Annotated in this window: 15 protein-coding genes and 1 pseudogene; 2 read left to right on the top strand and 14 right to left on the bottom strand. The window is 63.9% G+C overall.

Annotated elements, in window-relative coordinates; all coding sequences use genetic code 11:
• The 4 genes and pseudogenes from AWB83_RS35850 to AWB83_RS30505 form a co-directional block, all read right to left on the bottom strand.
• A pseudogene (locus AWB83_RS35850) lies at positions 1–104 on the bottom strand (electron transfer flavoprotein subunit beta/FixA family protein); the annotation flags it as partial.
• Positions 105–281: 177 nt separating this feature from the next.
• Positions 282–1076, bottom strand: coding sequence for a MetQ/NlpA family ABC transporter substrate-binding protein (locus AWB83_RS30515; protein WP_087049355.1), 795 nt, complete (start codon positions 1074–1076; stop codon positions 282–284).
• A gap of 25 nt (positions 1077–1101) precedes the next feature.
• A complete protein-coding gene (locus AWB83_RS30510) occupies positions 1102–1755 on the bottom strand; it encodes a methionine ABC transporter permease (RefSeq protein WP_087049362.1) in 654 nt (217 codons plus the stop codon).
• The gene (locus AWB83_RS30505; RefSeq protein WP_087049354.1) at positions 1745–2779 is read right to left on the bottom strand and encodes a methionine ABC transporter ATP-binding protein; all 1035 of its coding nucleotides are present in this window, start codon (positions 2777–2779) and stop codon (positions 1745–1747) included. Before AWB83_RS30505 ends, AWB83_RS30510 begins: the two co-directional genes overlap by 11 nt.
• Before the next feature lie 166 nt (positions 2780–2945).
• Between AWB83_RS30505 and AWB83_RS30500 the strand changes: the two genes are divergently transcribed.
• Complete coding sequence (locus AWB83_RS30500) at positions 2946–3830, top strand: alpha/beta hydrolase (protein WP_087049353.1); 885 nt, start codon at positions 2946–2948, stop codon at positions 3828–3830.
• On the opposite strand, the gene AWB83_RS30495 is transcribed toward AWB83_RS30500, so the two are convergent.
• Positions 3827–4750, bottom strand: coding sequence for a histone deacetylase family protein (locus AWB83_RS30495; protein WP_087049352.1), 924 nt, complete (start codon positions 4748–4750; stop codon positions 3827–3829). The genes AWB83_RS30500 and AWB83_RS30495 overlap by 4 nt on opposite strands.
• Before the next feature lie 327 nt (positions 4751–5077).
• Between AWB83_RS30495 and mltB the strand changes: the two genes are divergently transcribed.
• Positions 5078–6250 carry a lytic murein transglycosylase B gene (gene mltB, locus AWB83_RS30490; protein ID WP_096059402.1) on the top strand — a complete coding sequence of 391 codons (1173 nt, stop codon included), beginning with the start codon at positions 5078–5080 and terminating at the stop codon, positions 6248–6250.
• A gap of 73 nt (positions 6251–6323) precedes the next feature.
• Here mltB and cysM read toward each other — a convergent pair whose 3' ends face one another.
• From cysM to rpsA, 9 genes are all read right to left on the bottom strand, one after another.
• Positions 6324–7226, bottom strand: coding sequence for a cysteine synthase CysM (gene cysM / locus AWB83_RS30485; RefSeq protein WP_087049360.1), 903 nt, complete (start codon positions 7224–7226; stop codon positions 6324–6326).
• Positions 7227–7530: 304 nt separating this feature from the next.
• Entirely contained in the window at positions 7531–7917 is a 387-nt protein-coding gene (locus AWB83_RS30480) for a ComEA family DNA-binding protein (protein ID WP_087049351.1), read from the bottom strand.
• Positions 7918–7992: 75 nt separating this feature from the next.
• Positions 7993–8985 (bottom strand): ADP-glyceromanno-heptose 6-epimerase, encoded by a 993-nt coding sequence (rfaD, locus tag AWB83_RS30475; RefSeq protein WP_087049350.1) that lies wholly within the window; start codon positions 8983–8985, stop codon positions 7993–7995.
• A gap of 18 nt (positions 8986–9003) precedes the next feature.
• Positions 9004–9978, bottom strand: a complete 975-nt coding sequence (rfaE1, locus tag AWB83_RS30470; RefSeq protein WP_087049349.1) for a D-glycero-beta-D-manno-heptose-7-phosphate kinase — start codon at positions 9976–9978, stop codon at positions 9004–9006.
• Positions 9944–11347 (bottom strand): UDP-glucose dehydrogenase family protein, encoded by a 1404-nt coding sequence (locus AWB83_RS30465; protein WP_087049348.1) that lies wholly within the window; start codon positions 11345–11347, stop codon positions 9944–9946. Before AWB83_RS30465 ends, rfaE1 begins: the two co-directional genes overlap by 35 nt.
• 79 nt (positions 11348–11426) lie before the next feature.
• Complete coding sequence (gene lapB / locus AWB83_RS30460; protein WP_087049347.1) at positions 11427–12602, bottom strand: lipopolysaccharide assembly protein LapB; 1176 nt, start codon at positions 12600–12602, stop codon at positions 11427–11429.
• Between the two features lie 42 nt (positions 12603–12644).
• Positions 12645–12938: a LapA family protein gene (locus tag AWB83_RS30455; protein WP_087049346.1), complete on the bottom strand. Its 294-nt coding sequence runs from the start codon at positions 12936–12938 to the stop codon at positions 12645–12647.
• A 312-nt stretch (positions 12939–13250) separates the two neighbouring features.
• A complete protein-coding gene (locus AWB83_RS30450) occupies positions 13251–13577 on the bottom strand; it encodes an integration host factor subunit beta (RefSeq protein ID WP_087049345.1) in 327 nt (108 codons plus the stop codon).
• A 23-nt stretch (positions 13578–13600) separates the two neighbouring features.
• Positions 13601–15331, bottom strand: coding sequence for a 30S ribosomal protein S1 (rpsA, locus tag AWB83_RS30445; protein WP_208636822.1), 1731 nt, complete (start codon positions 15329–15331; stop codon positions 13601–13603).
• Between the last annotated feature and the right edge of the window lie 80 nt (positions 15332–15411).

Below are 15411 nucleotides of genomic sequence, written 5' to 3'. Positions count from 1 at the left end.
ATCGACATCTTCACGTTGGCGATATCGACTCCCGTGTTGTCCGACTTCACCCGGACCTTCACGTTGTAGTCGACCACGCGTTTGACTGGCACCAGAATTTTCATGCACACGCTCCAAAGTTACGATTACGTCAACCCAGCGTCATTATACGAGCGACGCGTCAGCTATCCCCGCCGCAATCGGGTGGGTCGGGTCGTTCGTGCAATAGGTATTGACCGAATAATATCGAACGATCGTTCTATTTACATCCACAAAAACCCGAATCCAGCCGCGGCGAGCGATCACCATGCCGTAATCACGGCCCCCGCGTATTTGCCTTCGATGAACTGCTTCACCTCCGGCGAGTGATACGCCGCGATCAGCTTGGCGACCCAGGGCTTGTCCTTGTCGGCCGCGCGAATCGCGATGATGTTCACGTACGGCCCGTTCGGATCCTCGATCGCAATCGCATCCGACTTGGGCTTGAGTCCCGCTTCCATCGCAAAGTTCGTGTTGATGGCGGCGGCGTCGACGTCGTCGAGCGAGCGCGGAATCTGCGCCGCGTCGAGCTCCACGATCTTCAGCTTCTTCGGGTTCCCGACGATGTCGATCGGCGTCGCCTTCAGGCCCGCGTCGGCGCGCAGCTTGATGAGGCCCTGCTTCTGCAGGAGCAGCAGCGCGCGTCCGCCATTGGTCGGATCATTCGGCACCGCGATGCGCGCGCCGTTCGAAAGCGCCGCAAGCGACTTCACCTTCTTCGAATAGATGCCCATCGGAAACGTCACCGTATCCGCGACCTTGATGAGCTTGTAGCCGCGATCCTTCACCTGCGCATCGAGATACGGCAGATGCTGATAGCTGTTCGCATCGAGATCGCCGGCGGCGAGGGCGGCGTTCGGCTGCACGTAATCGGAGAACTCGACGACCGTGATCTTCAGGCCGTTCTTCGCGGCGACCTGCTTCACCACGTCCATGATCTGCGCGTGCGGGCCGCCCGTCACGCCCAACTTGATCGCTTCATCGGCATGAGCGACACCGTTGAACAGCGTTGCGCTCAAAAGCGCGGCGGCGAACTTCAGAATGAATCGACGTTGCATGGACAGGCCCTTCTTTCATGGAGAGTTATTTGTGACTGAGGCGCCGCACGAGCCAGTCGCCGAAGGACTGCACGAGCTGCACGAACACGATCAGGATGATGACGACCGTCACCATCACTTCCGGCAGGAAGCGCTGATAGCCGTATCGGATGCCGAGATCGCCGAGGCCGCCGCCGCCGATCGCGCCCGCCATCGCCGAATAGCCGACCAGCGACACGAAGGTGATCGTGAGCCCCGCAACGACGCCCGGCAGCGATTCCGGCAGCAGCACCTTGAAGACGATCTGGCTCGTGGTCGCGCCCATCGCCTGCGCGGCTTCGATGAGGCCGCGATCGACTTCACGCAGCGCGGTTTCCACGAGCCGCGCGATGAACGGCGCGGCGGCGATGGTCAGCGGCACGACGGCGGCCGCGGTGCCGATCGACGAGCCGACGACGAGCCGCGTGAACGGAATCACCGCGACGAGAAGAATGATGAAGGGCGTCGAGCGCACCGCATTGACGATGCCGCCCAGCACGCGATTCACCGCGATGTTCTGCAGGACGCTGTCGCGATCGGTGAGATAGAGCAGCACGCCGAGCGGAAGCCCGAGCGCCGCCCCGACGAGTCCCGAGATGCCGACCATGATCAGCGTTTCCCAGAACGACTGCACGAACATGTCGAACATTTCACTCAACATGGGACAACTCCTCCACCACGACGCCTTGCGAGCGCAAATATTCGATTGCCTCGGCGACCTTCACCGGTTGTCCGCCCGCGAGCACGGCGAGCGAGCCGAATGCCTGGCCCTGAATCTCGTCGATCTGGCCGTGCAGGATATTGAAGTCGAGCTCGTAGCGGCGAATCGTCTCGGAGAGAATCGGCTGATCGACGCCCGAGCCCGTGAACGCGAGCCGCAGCAGATGGCCGCTGCCCGTCTTCAGGCGCTCTGTGACGCGCGCCTTCAGCGCGGGCGGCAGCTCGTGCGCGATGACGTCGCCGATCAGCGCGCGCGTGACTTCGTGATGCGGCTGCATGAAGACGTCGACGACCTTGCCCTCTTCGACGACACGGCCCGCCTCGAGCACCGCGACGCGGTCGCACACCTGCTTGATGACTTCCATCTGGTGTGTGATGAGCACGATCGTGAGCCCGAGCTCGCGATTGATCTTGCGCAGCAGATCGAGAATGGCGCGCGTGGTTTCGGGGTCGAGCGCGGAGGTCGCCTCATCCGAGAGCAGCACCTTCGGATTGCTTGCAAGCGCCCGCGCGATGCCCACGCGCTGCTTCTGCCCGCCGCTGATCTGCGCGGGATACTTGTCCTTGTGCGTCGTCAGGCCGACGAGATCGAGCAGCGGCAGCACGGCCGCTTCGATCTCCGCGCGCTTCTTGCCCGCGAGCTCGAGCGGCAACGCGACGTTGTCGAACACCGTGCGCGAGCTCAGCAGATTGAAGTGCTGGAAGATCATGCCGATGTCGCGGCGCGCGGCGCGCAGGTCGTCGCGTGAAAGCGTCGTGAGATCGCGTCCGTCGACGACCACGTTGCCTTCGCTCGGCCGCGTCAGCAGATTGATGGTGCGCACCAGCGTGCTCTTGCCCGCGCCGCTGCGCCCGATGATGCCGAACACTTCGCCGGCGGGAATCGTCAGATTGACGTTGTGCAGCGCTTCGACCCAGCCCCGGGGCCCCGCGAATCGCTGCGAAAGGTTGCGTATGTCGATCATGAAAATGCAAACGGCGGAAGGCTTCGCCGGGTGATCGCACCCGCGCAGCCGGCCGCCGCTCGTTCTAGCTGTCCAGTATGGTTCGGCCGCGATTTTACAGGAGCAGCTACATTCTGTTTAATAATGATTTAGGATCGGCTAATAACGCAAAGGAATTTACCGGCTCATGTCACGCAGTATCCATTCGACGAGTACCGTCACCACACGTCATGGTGTGGAGCTCTTTCTGCATCGCTGGCAGCCCGCATCGGGCGATCAGCCGAAGGCACGGATTGCGCTCGTGCACGGCCTCGGCGAGCACGCCGGGCGCTACGATGCGCTCGCGCTGGCGCTCAACACCGCGGGCATCGAACTGATCGCGCTCGATCTGCGCGGGCACGGGAAATCGTCGGGCGAGCGCGTGTCGGTGCGCGTCTTCACCGACTACCTGCGTGACGCCGACGTGCTGCTCGAAGCCTGCGCAGCGACGCCGCCTGCCGGCACGCCGCTCTTTCTGATGGGGCACAGCATGGGCGGCGCCGTCGCGGCGCTCTACGCCGCCGAACGCGCTCAGGAAAGGAAGCTTGCCGGGCTGATCCTGTCGAGTCCCGCGTTGAAGGTCGGCGCGGGCGCACCGCGCTGGAAGGTAAGCCTGAGCCGCATCAAGGGACTGGTCGCGCCGCGCATGGCGGCATTCAGCATCGATCCCGCGCTGCTCTCGCGCGCGCCTGGTGTCGTCGAGGCCTACAGGCGCGACCCGCTCGTGCATCACGGTCCGGTTCCCGCTCGCACCGCCGCGCAGATTCTCGCTGGAATGGATCGCGTCGCGGCGAAGCGCGGCGCGATTACGTTGCCGCTGCTCGTCTTTCACGGCTCGGCGGACGCAATCTGCGATCCCGCCGGCAGCCGCGAATTCGAGGCGAACGTCGGATCGACCGACAGCACGCTCGCGCTCTACGAAGGCAGCGTGCACGAAACGCTGAACGATCTCGACCGCGACCGCGTGATCCGTGAACTGATCGACTGGACGCTCGTGCGCGCGGACTACGCGCGCACGCACGCGCCTGGCTAGATCTCGGCGAGCGCGCGCAGATGCGCGACGACGCTGCGCCCGAGCGCCGAGAGGTTGTAGCCGCCTTCCAGACAGCTCACGATGCGCCCTTGCGCATGGCGCTTGGCCACCGCGCGAATCTGCTCGGTGATCCACGCGTAGTCGTCCTCGACCAAGCCCATGTTGCCCATGTCGTCCTCGCGGTGCGCATCGAAGCCGGCGGAGAAGAAGATCATCTGCGGCTTGAATTCCTCGAGCCGCGGCAGCCACATCATGTCGACGACCTCGCGCACCTGCATGCCCTTGGTGCGCGCCGGCAGCGGCACGTTGACCATGTTGGACGCGTGATTGCCGGCGCCGCTGAACGGATAGAACGGATGCTGGAAAAAGCTGCACATCAGCACGCGCGAGTCGCCGCTGAAGGCGGCCTCGGTGCCGTTGCCGTGATGCACGTCGAAGTCGACGATCGCGACGCGCTGCAGGCCGTGCACCTCGAGCGCATGGCGCGCGGCGATCGCGACGTTGTTGAAGAGGCAGAAGCCCATCGCGCGCGCGGGCTCCGCGTGATGGCCCGGCGGGCGCACGCTGCAGAAGGCGTTGTCGTAGCGCCCTTCGATGACCGCATCGGTGGCCGCGATCGCCGCGCCCGCCGCGCGCAATGCCGCGCGATAGGACTCGGGGCACATCGACGTGTCCGGGTCGAGTTCGCTTCGGCCGTGCTCCGGCGTGCGGCTCTTGATGTAATCGATGTGCGCCTGCGTATGCACGCGCGCGAGGTCGGCTTCCTCGGCGAGCGGCGCTTCCTCGCGCTCGATGAACGTATCGATCCGGCTCGCGATCAGTTGATCCTCGATCGCCTGCAAGCGCGCCGGGCACTCGGGATGCCACTCGCCGTTGTCGTGTTGCAGGCAGTCGGGGTGGGAGTAAAAGCCGGTGGCCATGATGTCTCGCAATGCCGCTTTAGTCGGCTCTCGTCTCGTGTTTTTTCGTCATACGCGACCACGGGCCGCGCATTTGACGTTAAGTTACCACACCGTTCGGTGCGGCCGCCCTCCCGCCGCCGCATGGGCAGTATGGGCGCGGAGCGTCGGTTATACTGCCCCGACGCCTCGCCGGCCGAGCCATTGCGCGCGGCACGTTGCAGGCTGTTGCGTTTCGTTGAGAATCGTGCGGATCGTTTCGGATCGATTCAACTTCACAAGCCAGCTTCAAGGCATTGCGCCGCCCGAACATCCGGCATCGCCCCAACTGCCCCAACCACGCACACCATGACTTTTCAGTTTGCTCCGTTCGACCTCACGGCCCCGTTCAAGCCGGCAAAGCGCGCGCTCATCGCTTCTCTCGTCTGCGCGCTCGGCTTTCTCTCAGGCAACAGTGCCTTTGCGCAGTCGCAGCAACCGCAGACCGCGACACCGCAAGGGCAGATGTTCGAAGAAGAGATCGTGCCGCAGCGTTACGCGAACAATCCGAATGTCGATGCCTTCATCAACGACATGGTCGCGCGCTACGACTTCGATCCGGCAGCGCTGCACGACCTGTTCGGCCGCGTGAGTTATTCGGCCACGGCGGCCAAGCTCGTGCTGCCCTCGCCCACGCCTGCGGCCAAGAACTGGCGCGCGTATCAGGCGCGCTTCATCGAGCCCGTGCGCATCAATGCGGGCGTGAAGTTCTGGCGCGCCAACCAGGCAACCCTGCAGCGCGCCGCGGAGCAGTTCGGCGTGCCGCCGGAGATCATCGTCGGGATCATCGGCGTCGAGACGATCTATGGCCGTTACATGGGCAACTTCCGCGCGCTGGACGCGCTGACCACGCTCACCTTCGACTATCCGAGCACACCGAACCGCGCCGAGCGCATGACGACCTTCCGCAAGAACCTGGAAGACCTGCTCGTCTGGACGCGCGATTCGCAAATCGATCCGACGACCGTGCTGGGCTCGTACACCGGCGCGATCGGCATTCCGCAATTCCTGCCGAGCAGCATCGTGCAGTACGCCGTCGATTACGACGGCAACAGCCGCATCGATCTGCGCACGAGCCAGGCGGACGCCATCGGCAGCGTGGCGAACTACCTGAAGCAGAACGGCTGGGAGCCGGGCCGTCCGGTCGTGTGGCGCATCGCGGGCGACGTCGGCAGTCAGGGCATCGCGCAGGCGGCGGCAGATGGCTCGCCGGAACCGCACTGGTCGCTGGCTCAACTGACGAAGGCCGGCATGCTGCTCAACGAGCCGGGATTGAACATCGCGGCTGAAGCGCCGACGCCGCTCACCGTCGTCGATCTGCCGACGCCCGGCCGCACGACCGAGTACACGCTCGGGCTCAAGAATTTCTACGTGCTCACGCGCTACAACCGCAGCTTCTTCTATGCGCTCGCGGTGTATCAGCTCGGCGAGGCGGTGAAGGCGCGCATAATGGCGGGCGACACGGGCGCGAGCTCGCAATGATGCCCCGCTCGCTTCGCGTATGAAAAACCCCGGCATGCCGGGGTTTTCTCATTGAGCGGTCGAAATCGCAGCCTTACGCGGGAAACACGCCCGTCGACAGATAACGATCGCCGCGATCGCAGACGATGAACACGATCGTCGCGTTCTCGACCTGACGCGCGATGCGCAGCGCGACTTCGCATGCGCCGCCCGACGAGATGCCCGCGAAAATGCCTTCGACCGAGGCGAGGCGCCGCGCCATCGCCTCCGACGCCGCCTGACTCACGTTCTCCACGCGATCCACGCGGCTGCGATCGAAAATCTTCGGCAGATACGCTTCCGGCCACTTGCGGATGCCCGGAATGCGCGAGCCCTCTTCCGGCTGCGCGCCGATGATCTCGATCTTCTGGTTCTGCTCCTTCAGATACTTCGACACGCCCATGATCGTGCCGGTCGTGCCCATCGACGAGACGAAATGCGTGATGCCGCCTTCCGTCTGACGCCACAGTTCCGGGCCGGTGCCTTCGTAATGCGCGAGCGGGTTGTCGGGGTTCGCGAACTGGTCGAGGATGATCCCGCGGCCGTCGCGCTGCATCTGATCGGCGAGATCGCGCGCGTACTCCATGCCGCCCGTGACCGGCGTGAGCACGATCTCCGCGCCATACGCGGCCATGCTCTGACGGCGCTCGACCGACAGGTCTTCCGGCATGAGCAGCACCATCTTGTAGCCGCGCATCGCGGCGGCCATCGCGAGCGCGATGCCGGTATTGCCGCTCGTCGCCTCGATGAGCGTATCGCCCGGCTTGATGCGGCCGCGCTCCTCAGCTTTCCTGATCATCGACAAGGCCGGGCGGTCCTTCACCGAGCCCGCCGGATTATTGCCCTCGAGCTTGCCCAGCACGACGTTGTTGCGGCTGCGGATTTCGTCGTCCACGACGCGGACGAGTTGCACGAGCGGCGTGTTGCCGACCGTGTCTTCGATAGTCATGTAAGCCATATGCGGAGCGGATTCGTGTCCCACGGGCGCGAGCGTCTGGCGCGGGATTTTGATATGGGGGTTCATCGATTGTAGCCCACTGGTTCTCCCGATGCCGGCGCACCCCTGACGCGCGGATGGTTTGCCGCGCGAAACGAAAGCCGACTGACAGATCCGACACCTCGCATGCGCGCAGTCAACGGACGCAAAAAACCCGCGGAGAGGCAAGCCGCGGGGAGCCCAAGAACATCCGAAGGCTGAAGGAGCCGAATCCGGGCGAAGAGCCATGCGTGCGACCTGCCCCGGCCGCACGCGCCACGCAGCGCTATTTCTTCACGACGACGGGCTTAGCCGAGGTCGACGCCGAAACCGGCGTCGCGACGGCCGAGTTCGCCGCGCCGGGCGGTGCGGCATTGCCCGGCGCGGCTGCCGCCGTCTTCGGCGCGGCGCCGATCGTCAGCCCTTCCGCTTCGAGGCGCTGGACGGTCTTGCCACCCAGGCCTTTCACGCGCGTGCTGAGATCGTTGGCGTCCTTGAAGGGGCCGTGGGCCTGACGCTCGTCGAGAATGGCTTTCGCCTTCGCCGGGCCGATGCCCTTGACGCCGCGCAGCGCATCGGAACTGGCGGTATTGACGTCGACGGCCGCGAACGCGGTACCGATGGAAAGGGCCAGCGCGAACGCGGCGATCGTCGAGCGTGCTTGCTTGAACATGACTGAGTCTCCGTGAAGAACCGGTCGGCGACAGTGCCGACCGCGAGACCCAGTGTAGAGAGACTCGAAACGCGTTTATAGCTGGCCGAACAGCCAACGCACGTAGCGGTCGACGCCTTCCTGAACCGTCAGAAAAGGCGCGTCGTAACCTGCCGCGCGCAGGCGCGACTGGTCCGCCTGCGTGAAGCACTGGTACTTGCCGCGCAGCGCATCCGGGAACGGAATGTACTCGATGAGCCCGCGCTGCACGAGTTCCGCGAGCGAGAGGGTCGCCTCGCCGTTCAGCGCGCGCAGCGAATTGACGACCGATGATGCGATGTCGTTGAACGGCTGTGCGCGTCCGGTGCCGAGGTTGAAGATGCCCGACTTCTCCGGATGATCGAAGAAGAACAGATTCACCTTGACCACGTCTTCGACCGAGATGAAATCGCGCGTCTGCTCGCCGGCCGCATAGCCGTTGTATTCGCCGAAGAGCTTGACCTTGCCTTCCGAGCGGAACTGGTTGAAGTTGTGGAACGCGACCGACGCCATGCGCCCCTTGTGCGTTTCGCGCGGGCCATACACGTTGAAGTAGCGAAAGCCGACGATCTGGCTTTTCGCCTGCGGCAACACCTGACGCACGATCTGATCGAAGAGGAACTTCGAGTAGCCGTAGACGTTGAGCGGCTTCTCGTACTCGCGCTCCTCGACGAAGCGGCTCGATCCGCCATACGTCGCCGCCGAAGACGCATACAGGAACTGCGCGCCCTGCGCGAGGCACGCATCCATCACGTCGCGGCTGTAGCGGAAGTTGTTGTCCATCATGTAGCGACCGTCGGTTTCCATCGTGTCCGAACAGGCGCCTTCATGGAACACCGCGCGCACGCGGCCGAAATCGCCGCGCGTGAAGCGCTCGACGAACTCGGTTTTATCGAGGTAATCGTCGATCTCGCAATCGACGAGGTTCTTGAACTTGTCGGCGCGCGTGAGGTTGTCCACCGCAATCACGCGATTCTCGCCGCGCTCGTTGAGCGCCTTGACGATATTGCTGCCGATGAATCCGGCCGCACCGGTAACGATGATAGTCATGGCGATTGTCAGATAAGATCAGGCGAAGAGTTCGTTGTAGTCGACGGTCGCCGTGCCGAGCTTGCCCACGACGATGCCCGCCGCGCGGTTCGCATAGACGATCGAGTCGACGAGCGGCACACCCGCGCCCAGCATGGTCGCGACCGTTGCGATGACGGTGTCGCCCGCGCCCGAGACATCATACACTTCGCGTGCTTCGGCCGAAGTGTGCAGCACCTGGTTCTCCGTGAAGAGCGTCATGCCTTCCTCGGAGCGCGTGAGCAGCAGTGCGCCGAGCTCCAGGTCCGCGCGCAGTTTCGTCACGCGTTCCTGCAGGTCTTCCTCGGACTTCCATTGCCCGATCACTTCGCGCAGTTCGGCGCGATTCGGCGTGATGAGCGTGGCGCCGCGATAGCGGTCCCAGTCGTCGCCCTTCGGATCGACGAGCACCGGCTTTCCGGCGCGCTTCGCGTCGGCGATCATCTGCGTGACGTGCGTGAGGCCGCCCTTGGCGTAGTCGGACATGAGGATCACGTCGTGCTGCGGCAGGATATCCGTGAAGCGCGCGAGGCACGCGCGCAGCACTTCGTGATTCGGCGTGTTCTCGAAGTCCACGCGCAGCAGCTGCTGCTGGCGTGAAAGCACGCGCAGCTTGATGGTCGTGAGCAACTCGGGATCGCGTTCGAGATGCGCCGCCACCTTGCTCTCGCTGAGCAGTTCGACGATGCGTTCGCCCGGCTCGTCATGGCCGACCACGCAGAGCAGCCCGGCCTGAGCGCCTAGCGCCGCCGCGTTGCGCGCGACGTTCGCCGCGCCCCCCAGGCGGTCTTCCTTCTTCTGCACGTGCACGACGGGCACGGGCGCTTCGGGCGAAATTCGGTTGACGTCGCCGAACCAGTAGCGGTCGAGCATCACGTCGCCGACCACCAGCACGCGCGCCGCCGCGATGCGCGCGAGCGGCACGACGGGAATGTCGGCCTTAGAAGCGGTTGCCGTTGCGGTCGAGTTCGACATGGGGACGTCCTATTGCGTAGTAGTCGATGCCCAGTTCGGCCATCGCTTCCGGTTCGTACAGATTGCGGCCGTCGAAGATCACCGGCGTCTTCAACGCGCTCTTCAGGTGCCCGAAGTCCGGGCTCTTGAACTCCTTCCACTCGGTCACGATGACGAGCGCGTCCGCCCCCGTCAGCGCGTCCTGTTGCGTCTTCACGAAGTGCATGCGCTTCATGTCCTCGGGGCGATCCGCGAGATCGAGCGCGAGGACCCGTTCGGCCTCTTCGCGCGCGACCGGATCATACGCATGCACGGTGGCGCCGCGCTGCAAAAGCGCCTCGACGATGCGCCGGCTCGACGCCTCGCGCATGTCGTCGGTATTGGGCTTGAACGCGAGGCCCCACACGGCGAACGTGCGTCCGCGCAAGTCTTCGCCCATGCGCTTCACGATCTTGTTGACGAGCACTTCCTTCTGATCGGAATTGACCGCTTCGACCGCTTCCAGAATGCGCAGCGTGTGACCGTTCTCGCGCGCCGTCTGCGCGAGCGCCTGCACGTCCTTCGGGAAGCACGAGCCGCCATAGCCGCAGCCCGCGTAGAGGAAGTGATAGCCGATGCGCGGGTCCGAGCCGATGCCGCGCCGCACGGATTCGATGTCGGCGCCGACCGTATCCGCGAGATTCGACAGGTCGTTCATGAACGAGATGCGCGTCGCGAGCATCGCGTTGGCGGCGTACTTGGTGAACTCCGCCGAGCGCACGTCCATGTAAAGCGTGCGCTCGTGATTGCGGTTGAACGGCGCGTAGAGGCGCTTCATCTTCTCGCGCGCGAGATTGCCCGCTTCGTCGTCGTCGATGCCGATCACGATACGGTCCGGGCGCATGAAGTCGTCGACGGCCGCGCCTTCCTTCAGGAACTCCGGATTCGACACGACCGAGAAGCCGTGCTTGCCCGAAGCTTCGAGCCCGCGCGCCTTCAGCTCCTCTTCGACGACGCTCTTCACCTGCAGCGCCGTGCCCACCGGCACCGTCGATTTATCGACGATCACCTTGAAGCCGTTCGAATAGCGCCCGATGTTGCGCGCCGCCGCGAGCACATATTGCAGGTCGGCGGAGCCGTCCTCGTCCGGCGGCGTGCCGACCGCGATGAACTGGATCTCGCCGTGCTCGACGCTCGCCTTCACATCGGTCGAGAACTGGATGCGGCCCGCCGCGCGCGTGCGCGCGAGCATTTCCTGAAGGCCCGGCTCGTGGATCGGCACGCCGCCATTGTTGAGAATTTCGATCTTGCGCGGATCGACGTCCACGCAAAACACGTCATTGCCGATTTCGGCAAGACACGCGCCGGTCACAAGACCGACGTAACCCGTGCCGACGATGGTAACTTTCATACGCTTTCCGGTGGTTTCTGAAATGCCGGTGGCGGGCGCGGCGCCTGAGCGCCGCTCATTTCACGCTTGCCGCGCGAGTTCAGGCCGAGTTCGTGATCGGCTCGACGCGGCGCGGCGCGTACGTCTCCCAGCCGCTGCAGCCGGGGCATTGCCAATAGAATAGTCGCGCGCGGAATCCGCAGGTTTGACACGTATAGCGGGGCAGATTCTTGGTGCGCTGTTTCACCAGATTACGCATCAATTCGAGCTCGCCGCGGCGCGGCTCCTCGGCCGTCGCTTCCTGCGCCTCGAGCAGGCGCGTCATGCCGGCGAGATTCGGCGCGCTCTCCATCTGCTTGCGCGCAAGCGCGTGCGCCGCATCCAGACCACGCAATTCCTGCACGTGCTTGTACGCGACGTCGAGCAAATCGTTCGACGGGTAGCGGCTCGCGTAATCGGTCAGCAGATCGACGCCCTCTTCCTTGCGCCCGAGCGCGGCGTACCCCTTCATCAGCTTCTCGGCGACGAGCGGCAAATACGCTTCGTTCTGCTCTTCGACGCGCTTCCAGTTCGCGATCGCCGCTTCGATATTGCCCGCGGCCGCTTCGACATCGCCTTCGAGAATGGTCGCGCGCACGTTGTCCGGATTCGACGCCAGCGCGAGCTTCAACTCGGCGCGCGCACCATCGGGATTCTTGCGCTGCAGGGCTTCCTGCGCGAGCTCGCAATGAAAATGCGCGATTTCCATGTGCAGCGACGGCGCGCCCATCTTTTCGATCTGCTCGGCGGCCGCGATCGATTTCGGCCAGTCCTTCTCGATCTCGTAGATGGTCAGCAGCGCGCGCTTCGCGCCGAGCGAGTACTCGCCCGAATCGAGCGCGCGGAACGTCTCCTCGGCGCGGTCCAGCAGGCCGGCCTTCAGAAAGTCCTGTCCGAGCTCGTAGAGCGCGTGATCGCGCTCGGCGACCGGCAGATCGGCGCGGCTCAGGAGATTCTGATGCACGCGGATCGCGCGATCGGTTTCGCCGCGGCGGCGGAACAGATTGCCGAGCGCGAAGTGCAGTTCGATGGTTTCGGGATCGAGCTTGGCGACCTCGATGAACGCGTCGATCGCCTTGTCGTGTTGTTCGTTGAGCAGAAAGTTGAGGCCGCGAAAGTACGAGCGCGGCAGGTTCGCATTCTCGGATAGCAGCGTTTTCAAGTCATAGCGGGACGCCATCCACCCCAGCGCGAAAGCAACGGGGATGACGAGCAGCCACCAGAAGTCCAGATCCATGCGATTAGTCGTTGAGGGTTAGGTGTCCGCTATCGCGTGGCGTCAGATGAGCGGCGGCATCGGAGGCTCTTCCCTTACCACCGGCGTCTCGCGCGCGACGCGCAGCTCCCGCTTCAGGCGTCCGTTCTCCATGCGCAGGCGCACCATGGCGGGCAGGGCGGACACGAGCCCCGCCAGCAGTCCCACGACGAAAAACGCCAGGCCGATCAGGATCAGCGGCGCTTGCCAGGCATAGCCTGCGAGGAAGTTCAGCGTCGCCGACTGGGTATTGGCGAGCGCCAGCACCAGCAGCAGCACGAAAACCAGAACGCGGATCAGCCAGACAATGAATTTCATGTGGGGTCTCGCAAGAGCGGTTGCACGTGGCGGCCGTCCTTCCGGAAGCGGCGAGCGAAGTGTTACCCAGGTCAAAGTGACCGGTATTGTAATTGATGCTCATGGGCGCAGACACCCATCGGCGTTCGCCACGATTTCAAGCAAGCGTCGCTCCCGTGGCTTCGCGCGGGCCATCGCCGTGCCGGGGCGCTTTTGCCGCGCATAAAAAAAGCACCCCGGAGGGTGCTTTTCTGGTCGATTGCCTCGTGGCCGGACGCCGCGGACTGACGAATCCTGTGATGCGAAAGAATCATCAGCGGCGATGCGCGCCGATCAGAGATCGTCCGCATCGTCATTCGACGCCTTCAGGGGCTCGCCGGCGCGGCCGTCGACGCGTTCGCGCAATTCCTTGCCCGGCTTGAAGTGCGGCACGAATTTCTCCGGCACCAGCACTTTCTCACCCGACTTGGGATTGCGCCCGACGCGCGACGGACGACGGTTGAGCCCGAAGCTGCCGAAGCCGCGTATCTCGATGCGGTGACCGTTGGCCAGAGCCTCCGACATCGCATCGAGCATCGTCTTCACCGCGAAATCCGCATCCTTGAGGACAAGTTGCGGAAATCGCAACGCCAACTGGGCGACCAATTCCGATTTGGTCATTCTGCAGCTGTGCCGTTAAGGGCTTAGCTGTTCTGGCCGTCGAGCTTGGCCTTGAGCAGCGCGCCGAGGTTGGTCGTGCCGGTCGCGGCGGCGTTCGAGTCGCCCTGCAGGTTGCGCATGGCTTCCTGCTGTTCAGCCGAATCCTTCGCCTTGATCGACAGGTTGATGCCACGCGACTTGCGATCGATGTTGATGATCATCGCGTTGACCTTGTCGCCTTCCTTCAGCACGTTGCGCGCATCTTCCACGCGGTCTTGCGCGATCTCCGAAGCACGCAGGTAGCCTTCGACGTCCGCCGTCAGCGTGATGACCGCACCCTTCGCGTCCACCGACTTCACGGTGCCGTCGACGATGGCGCCCTTGTCGTTGATCGCGACAAAGTTGCTGAACGGATCGCCTTCGAGCTGCTTGATGCCGAGCGAAATGCGCTCCTTCTCGACGTCGATGCCCAGAACCACGGCCTCGACTTCGTCGCCCTTCTTGTACTTGCGGACGGCTTCTTCGCCGGTTTCGCTCCACGACAGGTCGGAGAGGTGCACCAGACCGTCGATGCCGCCAGGCAGACCGATGAACACGCCGAAGTCGGTGATCGACTTGATGGCGCCGCTGATCTTGTCGCCCTTCTTGAAGTTGCGGCTGAAGTCATCCCACGGATTCGGCTTGCACTGCTTCATGCCGAGCGAGATGCGGCGGCGGTCTTCGTCGATTTCAAGAACCATGACTTCGACTTCGTCACCGAGCTGAACGACCTTCGACGGCGCAACGTTCTTGTTGGTCCAGTCCATTTCCGACACGTGGACCAGGCCTTCGATGCCCGATTCCACTTCGACGAACGCGCCGTAGTCGGTGATGTTCGTGACCTTGCCGAACAGGCGCGTGCCCGACGGGTAGCGGCGGGAGATGCCTTCCCACGGATCGTCGCCGAGCTGCTTGATACCGAGCGAAACGCGGTTCTTCTCTTGGTCGAACTTGAGGATCTTGGCGGTGACTTCCTGGCCGACCGACAGGACTTCGCTCGGGTGACGCACGCGGCGCCATGCGATGTCGGTGATGTGCAGCAGGCCGTCGATGCCGCCCAGGTCCACGAACGCGCCGTAGTCGGTGATGTTCTTGACCACGCCTTCGACGATCGCGCCTTCCTTCAGCGTCTCGAGCAGCTTCGCGCGCTCTTCGCCTTGGGTCGCTTCGATCACGGCGCGGCGCGACAGCACGACGTTGTTACGCTTGCGGTCGAGCTTGATGACGCGGAATTCGAGCGTCTTGCCTTCGTACGGCGTCGTGTCCTTGACCGGACGCGTGTCGACGAGCGAACCCGGCAGGAACGCGCGGATGCCGTTGACCATCACGGTCATGCCGCCCTTGACCTTGCCGGTGATCGTGCCGGTCACGAGCTCGTTGTTGTCCAGCGCCTTTTCCAGCGACAGCCACGAAGCGAGGCGCTTCGCCTTGTCGCGCGACAGGATGGTGTCGCCATAGCCGTTTTCCAGCGCGTCGATCGCGACGGAAACGAAGTCGCCCGCCTGCACTTCAACCTCGCCCGCGTCGTTCAGGAATTCTTCGAGCGGAATGTAGGCTTCGGACTTGAGACCAGCATTCACGACCACGAAGTTGTGGTCGACACGCACGACTTCGGCGGAGATCACTTCGCCGGCGCGCATGTCCTGCTTGGTCAGCGACTCTTCGAACAGAGCCGCAAAGGATTCGGTATTCGGGGTGGAGGTTTGCAGGTCGGACATAAAAATCTGTATTTGCACAGCATTTGCGCGATGGCCCCCAATGGACCGGTGAGGCGCAAAACCGTACGGGGTTAAAGGGTTCAACACACGCCCCGCCT

The organism is Caballeronia ptereochthonis (genome assembly GCF_001545075.1).
Classification (GTDB): domain Bacteria; phylum Pseudomonadota; class Gammaproteobacteria; order Burkholderiales; family Burkholderiaceae; genus Caballeronia; species Caballeronia ptereochthonis.
The sequence above is the reverse complement of the archived record's forward strand: the minus strand, read 5'-3'. Positions and strand labels throughout refer to the sequence as shown.